We start from the raw sequence: 14,805 nt of genomic DNA on the forward strand, positions 1-14,805 counted from the left end.
AAACATTTGAATTAAAGGGAATACATCATGATGACCAACAATACACAAATTCAGGCTGTGGTTTTTGACTGGGCTGGCACAACTGTAGATTTTGGTTCACGCGCACCGATTTTGGCTTTTATGGCTTTATTTAAAGACAATAAAGTTGAAATTACGGTTGAAGAAGCTCGAGTGCCAATGGGTTTAGAAAAACGTGACCATATTGCAGCAGTTTTAAAAATGCCGCGTGTAGCGACGGCATGGCAAAAAGTATATGGGAAGCCTGCAACTGAAGCAGATATTGATCGTTTATATAAAGATTTTATTCCTTATCAATTAAAATCGATTCCAACATGTTCTGCTTTAATTCCAGGCGCATTAGAAACGTTTGAGAATATTAAAAAGCGTGGTGCAAAAATCGGCAGTAACACGGGTTATGCATCCATGATGATTGGCCGCTTGGTCAAAGATGCTGCCGATCAGGGTTACCGACCGGATTGTATTGTTACTGCCAGCGACGTGAAATATGGCCGTCCATATCCTGAAATGCTATGGAAGAACTTAATTCAACTCGATGTATCTGATATTAAAACTGTTGTAAAAGTAGATGATACCGTGGTGGGTATTGACGAAGGTTTAAACGCAGGGTGCTGGACAGTAGGACTTGCGATTAGTGGTAATGAAGTCGGTTTAAGCTATGAAGAGTGGAGTTCGCTATCGGCCGATGAACAGATTATTCTAAAAGATAAAGCATACCAAAAAATGAATGCGTCTGGCGCGCACTATGTGATTGATAGTGTTGCTGATTTGCCAAATGTTTTAGATGATATTGAACGCCGTTTGGGGCAGGGTGAACGACCTTAAATAAAGTTTAGGTCTATATATTTTTAAGCTTAGCTCCCTTGAGAGCTAAGCTTACCTAAAAAATTAAAATGAAGAGTAAATACACTCTACATATGTGAAAATAAGGATTAACTTTAATGAGTAAATTCCTTATTTTTGGCTAACGATTTAAAACACATGTTTCGATCGTTAGCACTATCAACCAGATAGGCATATGACCTATTTGATAGATCTATTTATGACTTTTGAGGGTCATATAATTTTTCTTTAATAAATAGGGCTGGTATCACGCCACAAATCAGGTAGGCAGCACCCATCACGACAAAACCTAAACCAATTGACCCGCCAGAGGCTAAGAAACCAATAGTTGCAGGGGCTAAAGCAGCACCTAAACGTCCAACGTTATAAGCACCGCCAATGGCTGTACCGCGAATAGCGGTCGCAAAGCTTTCAGTCATGTAGGTTGCATTTACGCCATACGGGATGCCGTAGAGGAAACCAAAGGTCACCAGTAAATATAGAATGTTGCTTGGCGAGTTATAAAAAACAATTAAAGGTAGGAAAATAGCAGTGCCGATTGCACCAAAGGCATAGGTAAAACGACGTCCTAATTTATCGGCCATCATGCCCGCAAGAACTTTACCTAAAATCATAGCGGTATATGTACCTACCATATAGGCGGTCATTTCCTTAAATTTCATACCCAGTTCACTTTCAAGGTATGACGGCATCCAGTTATTTACACCATAGTAGCCAAACTGTAAAAAGCCCGCTGTTAATGCCCATAAGATAAACATATTGCGGTTTCGTTTATCTTGGAAAATAAGCTTAAATGCTGAAGTTTTCGATGCATTTTGGGCCAAAACCGGTTGTTGTAAACGAGACTTTTGCCATGCTTCTGGTTCTGGTACCAGAATATGCATAAGGACAGCAATAATGACTGGAATAATCGCAACATAAAACAGCATGCGCCAGCCATAATCAGGAATAATCCAACCTGCAAGCAAAGTCGCAACAATATAGCCAACCGTCCAACCTGCTTGTAAAGTGCCCAGTACTGTGGTGCGATAACGGGTCGGGACATATTCGGCCATGAGGGTATTACAGGCGATATAAAGTGAACCTAAACCCAGTGATGCAAAAAATCTTAAAATACCAAACTGAAGAAAGCTTTGAGTGAAACCTAAGCCACAGGTGAGGAGCGAGAAAGTTAAAATAGAAATAACCACAATGCGCACACGACCAAATTTATCGCACGCCCATCCCCCAAAAATTCCACCAACAGCCATGCCTGCCAATGTGAAACTGCCAAGCATACCTGCTTGTACTGAACTTAATCCAAAATCTGCCTTAATACTATTTAAGCTATAAGACAGCATCATCAAATCTGCACCATCTACCAACAGTGCTAGAAAAGCAAAAGTAAAAGCTATTTTCCACGTATGAGGCTGTATACGAGAAAGACCTTCTTTGTAATTTGTAGCCATAATCCATTACCTACATTTGATAAAAAGCACTTCAAGTCGTTTTGAAGCGCTTAAAATTTGATTAAGACGCAGCGCGAATCATGTTTCGGGCAATAATCACTTGTTGAATTTGAGTGGTCCCTTCATAGAGACGGAACAAACGAACATCTCGATAAAAACGTTCAATGGCATATTCACTGATGTAACCCGCACCGCCGTGAATTTGTACGCAGCGATCAGCAACGCGGCCACACATTTCGGTTGCAAACATTTTTGCGCATGAGGCTTCAGTGCTAACGTTTTGTCCTGCATCGCGTAGGCGTGCAGCGTCTAAGACCATACATTTAGCGGCATAAATTTCAGCTTTTGAGTCGGCAAGCATGGCTTGAATGAGCTGGAATTCGGCAATCGGTTGTCCAAATTGCTTGCGTTCGATGGCGTAATTTAAAGAATCATCTAGCATTCGGGTTGCTGCTCCAACACTCAAAGCCGCAATATGCAAACGGCCTTTATCGAGTACTTTCATAGCAGTTTTAAAACCAACTCCTTCTACACCACCAATGAGTGCTGAGGCAGGAATACGACAATTTTCAAAAATAACGTCACAAGTATGGGCGCCTTTTTGCTCCATCTTTTTATCGCGTTTGCCAAGAAAAATACCGGGAGTTTGGCTATCGACAATAAACGCAGAAATACCACCAGCGCCTTTAATATCAAAGTTTGTACGTGCCATGACTGTAAATACGCCAGCATGAGGAGCATTGGTAATAAAACGTTTGGTGCCATTTAAAATATAAAAGTCACCATCTTTTACTGCGCTGGTTTTTAAAGAGGCAGCGTCAGAACCCGCATCCGGTTCGGTTAAGCAAAAAGAACTAATCACTTCACCACGTGCTAAACGAGGCAAGAAAAATGATTTTTGTGCTTCGGTTCCGTCAATAATCAGGCCACTTGAGCCAATGCCATTATTGGTTCCAATGAGAGAGCGAAAAGCAGGAGAGGTACGACCCAATTCAAAAGCCACATAGACCTCTTCTTCCATTGTCAGTCCAAGACCTTCGTACTCTTCAGGAATGGTTAAACCAAATAAACCGAGAGCTTTCATTTGCTCAATAATATCTTGAGGAATTTCATCCGTTTCAGCGACTTCATTCTCATGAGGAATTAATACACCTTCAATAAATTGTCGAATCATATCAACAAGTTGATCTAAGGTTTCCTGATCTCGAATCATAGTCTCGTCCTTTTACTACATGCAAAAAACATCAATGTGATGTTCGTAAAATCACCAATATTTGAAGCGATAGTAATCAAAGGATAAGCGTAAAACAATATATTTTGAAAATTAATTTCGCAATGCGGTACTTTGTTGTTGATTTATGTTTAGCTAATTTATTGATTTATTTGAGCTATATTTTCTTATAAAAAATCATTATTTTTAGTGGAAAATTAAAGTTTGATTTTTAAAAAGAGTTATGTATATTAAAAAAATATATCGCTATGCGAAATTTTAAATGGATAAGTTTTCCTATAGGAAATGAGTCACAAAATATAGTGGGATGAAGATGGGTGCTTTAAATGGAATTCGGGTGCTTGACTTAAGTCGGGTATTGGCTGGACCTTGGTGTGGGCAGATTCTTGCCGATTTAGGCGCAGAAGTCATCAAGATTGAACGACCGAAAGTCGGTGACGATACCCGTTCTTGGGGGCCGCCTTGGATGAAAGATGACTCAGGCCAAGACACTCAAGAAGCTGCGTATTATCAGTCGACCAACCGCAATAAACTATCGGTTGCCATCGACATTGCTAGCTCTGATGGCCAAGAATTGATTAAAGCCCTCATTCAAAACACCGATGTCGTGATTGAAAACTACAAAGCGGGTTCTTTGAAAAAATACGGTTTGGACTACGAGTCTTTATCTGAGATTAATCCTAAACTGGTGTATTGCTCAATTACAGGTTTTGGGCAAAACGGCCCAAGAGCAGAAGAGCCTGGTTATGACTTTATTATTCAGGGCATGGGCGGGCTTATGTCAGTCACGGGTGAGCGTGATGATTTGCCGGGGGGTGGTCCACAAAAAGTAGGGGTCGCATTTTCTGATTTAGCCACGGGACTTTATTCTACGATTGCCATACAGGCTGCTTTACTCAACCGCCATGTGACAGGTTTAGGCCAATACATTGATATGGCTTTGCTTGATGTTCAAATTGCCACAATGGCAAATCAGGGAATGAACTATCTTTCATCAGGAAATATCCCTAAGCGTTATGGCAATGCACACGCTAATATTGTGCCTTATCAAGTGTTCAAAGCTTCTGACCGTGATTTTATTATTGCATGTGGAAATGACACTCAGTTTATTCAACTCTGTCGAAGTATAGGTTTACCCGATTTACCAAATGATGCGCGTTTTGCCCGAAATGCGGACCGAATCAAGCATCGTGATGAAATTATCGGAATTTTACAAACACACTTTTTAACTAAAACGGCTGATGAATGGGTAGATGCAATCTATGCGGCTAAAGTTCCGGTAGGTGTGATTAATAACTTGGAACAAGCTTTTCAAGAGCCGCAAGTCATTGCCCGAGAAATGTTAGTCGAGATGAACCATCCTCAACGTGAAAAATTGAAGGTAATTGGGTCACCAATCAAACTTTCTAGAACGCCAGTTGAATACAAAACAGCTCCTCCGTTATTGGGAGAACATACGCAAGCCATTTTGGGCCGAGTGGTTTCTCCTGAAAAACTAGCTGAGCTCAAAGAAAAAGGTGTAATTGGGTAGGTGGCTTAAAAGCGGAAGGTTAAAATTATATTTAAAATCAGAAAATAAAATATTTAATCTTTCGCTTTAATGAGTTAAATGAAGTTATCTTTTAGTTGCAGACTCGGATGTTTGCTCTTTTGCTATTTATAGAAAAAATAGATTATAATTTTCGCAGTGCGAAACAAAATATGGATTGGTATGACAATGAATGATGCAGTAGATGCAGAACAGACAGAAAAATTATTAGCGCCTTTAAGGCATGAATTATTACATCCGATTGAAGACATGCAGGATGAAAATGATCGCCAATTTATTACTGCATTAGCACGTGGTTTAGAGCTATTACGTTGTTTTACGCCGAAGCATCAGCATTTGGGCAACCAAGAGCTTGCTCAAATGACCGGTTTGCCAAAACCAACCATTACTCGTCTTACACATACTTTGTCGCGTTTGGGCTATATCAAACAAGTACCTAACTCAAGCAAATTCCAGCTTTCAGTGGGTGTTCTTGCATTTGGTTATTCCATGCTGTCTAACGTGTCGATTCGTTCTATTGCTCATCCATATATGAAAAATTTGGCAGACTATGCTGGTGCTGCTGTAGCAATGGCAACACGCGATCGACTGAATATGATTTATCTTGATGTCGTTCAAGGCAAAGGCAATATGACCATGCGCCGTCAAGTCGGAACCTATTTACCGATCCATTTAAGTTCGATGGGACGTGCCTGTTTAGCTGCAATGCCTGAAGATGAAAGAGAGTTTTTACTTGATGCTATTCGTAGCAAGCACAAAGAAGACTGGATTAAAATTAACCGTGATCTAGACAAAGCGTTTAAAGACTACCAAGATTTTGGATACTGTTTTTCAATCGGTGAATGGCATAAAGATGTCAATTCGGTTGCTGTTCCTCTTATTCATGAACAACATGGTTTACTGGTGTTCAACTGTGGTGGTCCAAGTTTCATTATGAACCGTGAAAAACTCGAAGAAGATATTGCACCGCGTCTTTTACACATGGTGAATAATATTCGTACCGAGATTAGCTAAACTTATCTGATTCACTTAAAAAAGCCAGCTTTGATTTTCAATGCTGGCTTTTTAGTGGGTGTATCTAGACTGTTTGGCTGTGAAAGTTCGGTTTTCTTTTTTCTTTGAAAGCACTTAATGCTTCTTTAAACTCGGAACCCTGTAAACAGTGTGAGAAAATAGTCGACTCATGGTCAATACGATTGAGTAGATCATCGATTGGCATATCTCTTAGCAATTTTTTACTCAGTTGTAAGGCTTGACTTGGTTTATGAGCAAGTTTAATTGCCACATCTTCAACTACTTGATCTAGCTCAGTTGCTTCAAATATTTCATTCACCAAGCCATAATTTTTTGCTTTATCTGCCGAAAATTTTTCACCTAATAAAATAATTTCCGAAGCTCGAGCAAAGCCCAATAATCTTGGCAAGATGTAACTTGAACCCGCTTCAGGTACAAGTCCCAAATTCACAAAGGGAAACTGAAAAATAGAGCCTTGGCTTGCATACACAAGGTCACAATGTAGAAGCATAGTACTGCCAATACCAATTGCCACGCCATTTACTTTAGCAATAATCGGCTTTGGAAACGTTGCTAAGCTTTTTAAGAAAACAATCGAAGCGGGTGGTTCTGAACTTGATGCGTCGCGTTTTTCAAATGCATTGACATCATTACCACTGGTAAACGAAGAACCTTCACCAGCAAGCACAACGACATGAACCTCTTGATTAGTTGCAGCTTGATCTAATGCCTGACTTAAAGCTGCATACATTTCATAATTAATTGCATTCTTTTTGCTAGGGTTGCTCATGGTAAGCGTTAGTATATGTTTATCTAAACACTCATGGATTGTGCCTGTTTTTAGCTCATTTTGAGTTTTATTGTCCTGCTCCATCATTCATTCCTTTAAATAACTTTCTGTCTGAAAATTAAACTCATTAAAATAATGCTATCGAAAAATAATTCCGTTATCAATTATTTTGTTTTATATTGTGGTATATAATTTTGTATTGTGGAATTTTTAACTTAAATTACTTTAAATGCTGATAGGATTTATGAGTAAATAAGCATCTAGCTCTGCTAAGGAAATGAGAATCTAGCTATAGAACAGTGAGTGGAAAGAATATGAAGACCAAAATTACAGAACTATTTGAAATCGAGCATCCAATTATTCAAGGCGGTATGCATTATGTTGGTTTTGCAGAGCTTGCTGCTGCGGTTTCTAACGCAGGCGGGTTAGGTATTATTACTGGCTTAACTCAGCGTACACCTGAAAATCTAGCAAAAGAAATTGCACGTTGCCGTGAAATGACTGATAAGCCTTTTGGGGTAAATTTAACCTTTTTGCCTACGGTGAATACCCCTGATTATCCGGGTTTTGTAGAGGCAATTATTAAAGGTGGAGTCAAGGTTGTAGAAACAGCAGGGCGTAATCCTGAACAGGTGATGCCATATTTAAAGGCTGCTGGTATTAAAGTAATTCACAAATGTACTTCGGTTCGACATAGCTTAAAAGCTCAGCAAATTGGATGTGATGCGGTTTCTGTAGATGGTTTCGAGTGTGGTGGGCATCCTGGTGAGGATGACGTGCCAAATATGATTTTATTGCCTTTAGCAGCCGATGCATTAGAAATTCCGTTTGTTGCTTCAGGTGGAATGGCAGACGGACGCTCACTCGCTGCTGCATTAGCGATGGGAGCCGATGGAATTAACATGGGAACGCGTTTTATTGCGACTCAGGAAGCTCCCGTACATGCAAATGTGAAACAGGCGATTTTGAATGCAACCGAACGAGACACGCGTTTAATTATGCGTGCTTTGCGAAACACAGAACGTGTCATGAATAATGCTGCCGTAGAAAAAATCGTGGCAAAAGAAAAAGCACTCGGCGATAACATTAAATTTGAAGATATTATCGAAGAAGTTGCGGGCGTCTATCCCAAAGTCATGATTGATGGTGATGTCAATGCGGGCGCATGGTCATGTGGGTTGGTGGCAAGCTTGATTCATGATATTCCAACATGCGATGAACTGGTTAGCCGGATTGTCAAAGATGCAGAAGATATTATTCGTGGTCGGTTATTAGGGCTTTTATAACGAACCATTAGCCTACTTTATATAAGATCAGCACAAGCTTTAATTGTGCTGATTTTTTGCATCACGCACACAATAATAAAGACATAGCACGGCAAAAATTAAACCTAAAATACAGACACCTGTCCATCCGAAGTGTTTCCAAGCATAACTTCCTGCCGTTGTGCCTAAAGCGCCGCCAGCAAAGTAACCCGTCATATAAATCGCGTTAAAACGTGAGCGTAGTTCTTGATTAAGTTTAATTACAATACTTTGGTTGGTGACATGTACCGCAGAAAGAGAAGCGTAGAGAATGAGTAAGGCAATAATATAAAAGGCGAAATGGTAGGGTAAAAGTGAAAACAGAACCCAACTTAAAATAAGGCCAACGCCGCAATAAATTGAAATTTTATGAATATAGCCTTGGTCAATAAATTTGCCTGAAAAATTGGCAACGAAAGTTCCTAACACGCCAACAAAACCGAAAAGGCCAATGGTAAAGTCACTAAAAAAATAGGGCGCTGGAGCCAGAAGCAAAGACATGGTGGTAAAGGTTAAACTTACACAAGCAAATGTAAAACCACCAATATAAGTTCTGGTTCTTAACCGTCGATTTTGAATAAAAATCTGTGGAAGAGAGCGAATAGTTTTTACATAATTTTCAGATTTAGTCGGTGGAAATAACCCAATATTACGATGCAAAATAATGGCAATGATGAGTAACAGAAAACCACTGACCAGATAAATAATATTCCAAGCGAAAAGTGTAGACATCAGCCCAGAAAGGGAGCGGGCGAGTAAAACCCCCATCATCAGTCCACTCAGTAGAAAGCCAACGACACGGCCGCTTTGTTGAATTGGAACCAGACTTGCAGCAAGCGGTAACAACAGTTGGGCTGCACTAGAAAATAGGCCAGTAATGACAGTACCAAGCAGTAAAAGATAAATATTGTGCGAAACCCCGCTAATAATTAATCCGCTTGAAGCCAATAACATAAAGATAAATAGCAGCTTGCGCTTTTCTAATATGTCACCCAACGGCATTAAAAAGAGTAAGCCACATGCGTAGGTGATTTGGGCTAGAGTTGGCACCCACGCTGTAGTTGTTTCAGTTAAATCTAGGCTTACACTAATTGAATGAATAAGTGGCTGACTAAAATAATTTCCACCTGTACAAATGCCTGCGGCAATTGCCATTAAAATAATGGTTGGGGTATAGAGTGCGTTTTTCATCATGCCTTAGTCATAATGAAAGTGGAACTTTAATCAACACAACCATGACTGTTTTAAGCACGACTGTTAGTGCGTTTCATTCAAAGCATCTTGAATATTGTGCACCATGTGGATTAAACGTGGTCCAATTTCACCTTCAAGTTTTTCCAGATTTAAATGAAAACTTGGCGCACCACAGTTAAAAACATAAAGACCGTATTTCGAACTGACCAAAGGTACAGCCACCGAGTTCACTTCTTTATGCCACTCACCTAAAGACAAACAATATCCATAATCTTGGTAATCACGGAAAGCTCGTTCTAATGAGCGTTTTATGGCTGGCCAGGTTTCGGGGTTCTTTTGTTTCAACGCATCAAGTAGAAAGTTGCGCTCACGTTCAGGAGTCGCAGCCAAGCATGCTCGTCCCATAGAACTGCTATGCAGTGGTAAAGTCGAACCAATTGGACGGCGCATATTTAAGGCTGTTTCAATTTGCACAACATCGATATACACCATATTTAAGCGGTCACGCGTTGCCATCGCCACAGGAGCCTGAACATGCTGACTCAACTCTTCCATATATTGATGAGCAATATTACGAATCGAGATGTTAGATAGTGCTGCGTATCCTAAAGATAAAACACCAATATCTAATGTGTACTTGGTTGAGTTAGGCAATTGTTTTAAATAGCCTAATGACACAAGCGTATTGGTAATTCGTGCAATGGTCGGTTTAGGTAAACCTGTCATTTTTGCTAATTCTTGGTTGCCAAGCACCTGATTATTTGCAGAAAAGCATCTTAAAAGTTCTAAACCGCGTGCTAAAGAAGCAATAAATTGCGGGTTGTTTTCCCGATGTATATGCGAAATAGGATCTAAACGTATCTCATCAAAATTTATTGGTTTTTCAGTTTCCGTGTTTTGAGACATTCGATCCTCAAATATAATTAAAGCAATAGTTTTGCCATTATATTTCGCTCTGCAAAATAAATCCATTCATCACTGCGCTGTTGTGATGAATGGATATCTGGTTCAATGGTTATGAAACGTTTTCAATCACCATTGCAAGACCTTGGCCTACACCAATACATAGGCTCACCACGGCATATTTTTTCTTACGGCGTATTAGCTCACGAGCTACTGTTAACGCAAGACGAGCGCCAGATGCACCAAGTGGATGACCAACTGCAATCGCACCACCGTTCGGGTTCACACGTGGGTCATTAAAATCAACATTCAAACCTTTTAAACAAGATAAAACCTGTGAGGCAAAGGCTTCATTAATTTCAATAATATCCATGTCATCTAAAGTAAGGCCAGCACGAGTAACTGCTTTTTTAATGGCTTCGATCGGGCCTGCACCCATAATACGTGGTTCAATACCCGCAGCTGCCGCTGATAAAATTTTTGCCATTGGTTTTAGGCCATATTTTTGACCCGCAGCTTCTGAACCAATTAACAGGGCTGCTGCACCGTCATTAATACCTGAAGCATTACCAGCTGTAACCACGCCACCTTCAAAGAGTGGTTTTAACTTTGTGAGTGCTTCAACAGTTGAACTTGGGCGAGGGTGTTCATCTTCTGAAACGAGTTTAGGTGGCAATTTTTTGCCTTGGAAAACCTCAATTGGAGTAATTTCATCGGCAAAGAAACCTTCTTCTTTGGCTTTTTGATATTTAGCTTGTGATTGAGCGGCAAATAAGTCTGCTTGCTCACGGCTAATCCCAAACTCGGCAGCAACGTTATCACCTGTTTCAGGCATTGAATGTCCGCCGTACTGAGCAATAATTTTTTTATTTGGAAAACGAGAGCCAATTGTGGTGTCATAAATTTTTGCATCACGGCTATAAGCGCTTTCGGCTTTACCCATTACAAAGGGTGCACGTGACATACTTTCTACACCACCTGCAATATACAGTTCACCTTCACCACAAGTAATGGCACGTGCTGAGTCAATCACAGCGCCTAAACCACTAGCACATAGGCGGTTTACTGTCTGGCCCGGTACAGTAACAGGTAAACCGGCAAGTAATAATGCATTTCGTGCCACATTACGGCTATCTTCACCCGCTTGGTTTGTATCGCCTAAAATCACATCTTCAATATCAGCACCCGGAACACCAGTTTTTTCAAGTAACTTTTGAATAACGGTTGCTGCTAAATCATCAGGACGAATTGAGGCAAGTTCACCTGCATGACGGCCAAATGGACTACGTAAACCATCATAGATATATGCATTTAACATTGAGAAATTCCTTTTCAAGACTCGTGAGTAAAAGTAAGTGGTAAATGAAGTGCGACACGACGCTGTAACCACGGGCTAGGGCGGTAACGCGGGTCATGCGTAAGTGCGGTTATACGGTTTAGAATGAGTAAAACTTTTTCGCTGCCGACTTGATCGCCCCATTCAATTGGTCCAAATGGATAGCCTAAGCCAAGACGTACCGCGGCATTAATATCATCTACAGTGGCAATATTTTGTTGGGCAATATCACAGCCTAAATTAATGACCATTGCTAAAACGCGTTGCGCAACAAAGCCAATACTTTCAGCAATCATGCTCACCACATTTCCGTCTAAATTGAAAATTGAGTGAGCGGCTTGTCGGGATTTGGGTTTGGTAACAAGTGAAGGCATCAAGGTTCGATGCTTTGCAATGCCATAAAGGATGTCTATAGCAACAGCTTGTTCGGGGTTAACCCCTAGGCGGGTCGCCGCTTGGGTTGTGTCTTCACCGTAACAAGCGAGTAAACATAAGCTATCTGTTTGTGGTTCCGGCTGAGTGTCTAAGGCAATATTTTGCTGAGTTAAATAATCTTCGAGCTGTTTTTTATCATCTAAGAAATCGGCCGCAATCCAAACTTTTGGATATTGCGCTAAACGCTCTACAAATTTGGCAGGTTGTTCACCTGTTTTTGAACCGGTTTCATAATTATAAAAACCTTGATTGACTTTACGTCCAAGTTGTTTAGCATCTAGCATTTGTTTGGTGAGCGGGTTTGGTTTGTAGCGGGCTTCTTCATAGTACTGATGATAAATCGACTCCATAACTGGATGCGAAACATCAAGGCCTGTTAAATCGAGTAATTCAAAAGGACCCATTCTAAATCCTACGCCGTCACGTAAAATTCGATCAATTTCACTGATATCACAGACATTCTCATTTAAAATTTTGAGCGCTTCGGTGCCATAAGCTCGGCCCGCGTGATTAATAATAAATCCAGGGGTGTCCTTCGCTACAACAGGGCGATGACCAAATGCACGAGACAGATCGTTTAAAGCATCAATAATAAGTGGGTCTGTTTTTAAACCACGAATGACTTCGACCACTTTCATAAGTGGAACTGGGTTAAAAAAGTGATAACCCACAACACGCTCAGGCTTTTTGCAATTTGCAGCAATGGCTGTAATAGAAAGAGAAGAAGTGTTTGAGGCTAAAATAGTATTATCCGAAACAATATCTTCAAGCTGCTGCATCAAGCTTTGTTTGATATCAAGACGTTCAACAATTGCTTCTACAATGAGGTCGCAATTTTTTAAATCTTCAATTTGATGAGCAACAATTAAATGGTTATTTGCCGCTGCTGCTTGCTCAGATGTAATCTTATTTTTGTCGACTAACTTTTGAAATGTAGCAGCCAGTTTTTCTTTAGCCTGTTCTGCTGCACCTGCTTTGGCATCATATAAATAAGTGGTATGACCTGACTGTGCAGCAATTTGAGCAATACCACTGCCCATGACACCTACACCAATCACAGCCATGCTTTTAATATCATAAGTCATGTCGATCATCCTGATGATTAATCTATATTTGAAATTAAACGGAAAAATAGGGTTGGGTGATTTAGCTTAAGCATTGTTTATCACCATCAATGGGTAAGATTTGCCCTGAAATTGAGCGACCACTGTCTGACGCTAAAAATAGGCATAAATCTGCAATATGCTTTGGATTGACAAAATATTTGAGCGACTGATTTTTCAGTGCATTTTGAGTCACTTCTTCAAGTGAGGTATGCGCTACATCGGCACGGGCCTGTAATACGCGTTGAACCCGATCACCATCGACTGCACCCGGAAGAATAGCGTTAACTCGAATATTATCTGCACCGAGTTCCATAGAAAGCGTTTTGGTAAAACCAATCAGTCCCCATTTTGAAGTAGAATAGGCCAGTCGATATGGATAGCCTAAGCGTCCGGCAATAGATGACATATTTATAATCACGCCTGCCTGTGCTTGCTTTAAAGAGGGAATGGCTAACTGGGTAATTAAAAAAGTGCTATTCAGGTTTAAATTAATCACCGTGTTCCAATCTTCAAAACTTAGCTCATCTGCTGCAACGGTTGGGCCGGAGATGCCTGTGTTATTGATTAAAATATCAATACCGCCAAGTTTCTGAATGGCTTGACTAAACATGAGTTTAATTTGCTCATGATCAGCCAAATCACAGGTATATATATGTAGCTTTGGATAATCTTGTTGAAATTGTTCTAGGCTTTTAGCATTAATATCACAAACAAAAACTTCATCCTGATTGTTTAAAAATACCTCGGCAATGCATCGTCCAATCCCTGAACCACCTGCACTAATCAATACTTTCCTGGCCATTTTCATTCCTTTGTTATTATGGTTTTAAATTATTTACCTTGATACGACGGCTTACGCTTTTCGATAAAAGCTTGAACGCCTTCATTTTTATCTTCCGTAGAAAACAACAACTGGAATGCTTTTCGTTCTAGAGTTAAGCCTGCATTTAATGGAACATCCTCGCTCATCAACGCAACTTCTTTAATTTGTTGCAGGGCAATGGGCGGCATTTTTGCGAGGCTTTGTGCCATTTGAATTGCAGTTGGAATAGTTTGGTCATCTTCTGTGACTTGTGAAACAAGACCAATCAAATAAGCTTCTTCGGCTTTGACCATGGCGCCTGTCATAATCATGCGCATGGCATGGAATTTACCCACAGCACGGAATAAACGTTGTGTACCGCCAGCACCAGGCATTAAACCAACTTTAATTTCCGGCTGGCCAAAGGTTGCACCTTTACCTGCAATAATAATGTCAGCGTGCATTGCAAGTTCGCAGCCACCCCCTAATGCATAACCATTTACGGCAGCAATCACGGGTTTAGGGCACTGGGCAATCGCATTCCAATAACGTTCTGTATGACGCAATAACATTTCTGTGGAAGTTGCGGTTGCCATTTCTTTTAGATCTGCACCTGCAGCAAAGACTTCTTCACCGCCCGTGAGCACAACCGCATTGATCTCATCGTTAAAACTTAACTCGGTAAAAGCTTGAGCGAGTTGTTTGCGAACTTCACCGTTTAAAGCATTTTTTGCTTCTGGGCGGTTAATTTTAACAACCGCTATTTTTTGAATAGAAAAGTCGACTTCTACGAAATTATTCCCTATTGATATACTCATTTTTGAATTCCTTG

At 40.4% G+C, this 14,805-nt stretch carries 13 protein-coding genes; 4 read left to right on the plus strand and 9 right to left on the minus strand.

Features of this window, described 5'->3' with window-relative positions; all coding sequences use genetic code 11:
• Nucleotides 1-27: 27 nt before the first annotated feature.
• The gene (phnX, locus tag J690_RS05375) at nucleotides 28-843 is read left to right on the plus strand and encodes a phosphonoacetaldehyde hydrolase (protein ID WP_032034571.1); all 816 of its coding nucleotides are present in this window, start codon (nucleotides 28-30) and stop codon (nucleotides 841-843) included.
• A gap of 215 nt (nucleotides 844-1,058) precedes the next feature.
• On the opposite strand, the gene J690_RS05380 is transcribed toward phnX, so the two are convergent.
• Together J690_RS05380 and J690_RS05385 are read right to left on the minus strand one after the other, a co-directional pair.
• Entirely contained in the window at nucleotides 1,059-2,309 is a 1,251-nt protein-coding gene (locus tag J690_RS05380) for an MFS transporter (RefSeq protein ID WP_032034574.1), read from the minus strand.
• 61 nt (nucleotides 2,310-2,370) lie between these two features.
• A complete protein-coding gene (locus J690_RS05385) occupies nucleotides 2,371-3,522 on the minus strand; it encodes an acyl-CoA dehydrogenase family protein (protein ID WP_032034576.1) in 1,152 nt (383 codons plus the stop codon).
• Between the two features lie 331 nt (nucleotides 3,523-3,853).
• Here J690_RS05385 and J690_RS05390 point away from each other — a divergent pair, with 331 nt between their 5' ends.
• Both J690_RS05390 and J690_RS05395 read left to right on the plus strand, forming a co-directional pair.
• Nucleotides 3,854-5,071, plus strand: coding sequence for a CaiB/BaiF CoA transferase family protein (locus J690_RS05390; RefSeq protein ID WP_032034578.1), 1,218 nt, complete (start codon nucleotides 3,854-3,856; stop codon nucleotides 5,069-5,071).
• 186 nt (nucleotides 5,072-5,257) lie between these two features.
• Complete coding sequence (locus J690_RS05395; protein WP_000996082.1) at nucleotides 5,258-6,103, plus strand: IclR family transcriptional regulator; 846 nt, start codon at nucleotides 5,258-5,260, stop codon at nucleotides 6,101-6,103.
• Nucleotides 6,104-6,167: 64 nt separating this feature from the next.
• Here J690_RS05395 and J690_RS05400 read toward each other — a convergent pair whose 3' ends face one another.
• Nucleotides 6,168-6,977: an enoyl-CoA hydratase gene (locus tag J690_RS05400; protein ID WP_032034581.1), complete on the minus strand. Its 810-nt coding sequence runs from the start codon at nucleotides 6,975-6,977 to the stop codon at nucleotides 6,168-6,170.
• A gap of 230 nt (nucleotides 6,978-7,207) precedes the next feature.
• Between J690_RS05400 and J690_RS05405 the strand changes: the two genes are divergently transcribed.
• Nucleotides 7,208-8,179 (plus strand): NAD(P)H-dependent flavin oxidoreductase, encoded by a 972-nt coding sequence (locus tag J690_RS05405; protein ID WP_005304164.1) that lies wholly within the window; start codon nucleotides 7,208-7,210, stop codon nucleotides 8,177-8,179.
• Between the two features lie 39 nt (nucleotides 8,180-8,218).
• On the opposite strand, the gene J690_RS05410 is transcribed toward J690_RS05405, so the two are convergent.
• From J690_RS05410 to J690_RS05435, 6 genes are all read right to left on the minus strand, one after another.
• Nucleotides 8,219-9,391 carry an MFS transporter gene (locus tag J690_RS05410; RefSeq protein WP_032034584.1) on the minus strand — a complete coding sequence of 391 codons (1,173 nt, stop codon included), beginning with the start codon at nucleotides 9,389-9,391 and terminating at the stop codon, nucleotides 8,219-8,221.
• 63 nt (nucleotides 9,392-9,454) lie between these two features.
• Entirely contained in the window at nucleotides 9,455-10,297 is an 843-nt protein-coding gene (locus J690_RS05415; RefSeq protein WP_032034586.1) for an IclR family transcriptional regulator, read from the minus strand.
• Nucleotides 10,298-10,406: 109 nt separating this feature from the next.
• The gene (locus tag J690_RS05420; RefSeq protein WP_032034588.1) at nucleotides 10,407-11,612 is read right to left on the minus strand and encodes a 3-oxoadipyl-CoA thiolase; all 1,206 of its coding nucleotides are present in this window, start codon (nucleotides 11,610-11,612) and stop codon (nucleotides 10,407-10,409) included.
• 14 nt (nucleotides 11,613-11,626) lie between these two features.
• Complete coding sequence (locus J690_RS05425; RefSeq protein WP_032034590.1) at nucleotides 11,627-13,150, minus strand: 3-hydroxyacyl-CoA dehydrogenase; 1,524 nt, start codon at nucleotides 13,148-13,150, stop codon at nucleotides 11,627-11,629.
• A 61-nt stretch (nucleotides 13,151-13,211) separates the two neighbouring features.
• Nucleotides 13,212-13,973 carry an SDR family oxidoreductase gene (locus J690_RS05430; protein ID WP_032034592.1) on the minus strand — a complete coding sequence of 254 codons (762 nt, stop codon included), beginning with the start codon at nucleotides 13,971-13,973 and terminating at the stop codon, nucleotides 13,212-13,214.
• A gap of 29 nt (nucleotides 13,974-14,002) precedes the next feature.
• The gene (locus tag J690_RS05435; protein ID WP_032034593.1) at nucleotides 14,003-14,791 is read right to left on the minus strand and encodes an enoyl-CoA hydratase; all 789 of its coding nucleotides are present in this window, start codon (nucleotides 14,789-14,791) and stop codon (nucleotides 14,003-14,005) included.
• Nucleotides 14,792-14,805 lie beyond the last annotated feature (14 nt).

Source organism: Acinetobacter sp. 742879, assembly GCF_000588535.1.
In the GTDB taxonomy this organism is placed as follows: Bacteria; Pseudomonadota; Gammaproteobacteria; order Pseudomonadales; family Moraxellaceae; genus Acinetobacter; species Acinetobacter pittii.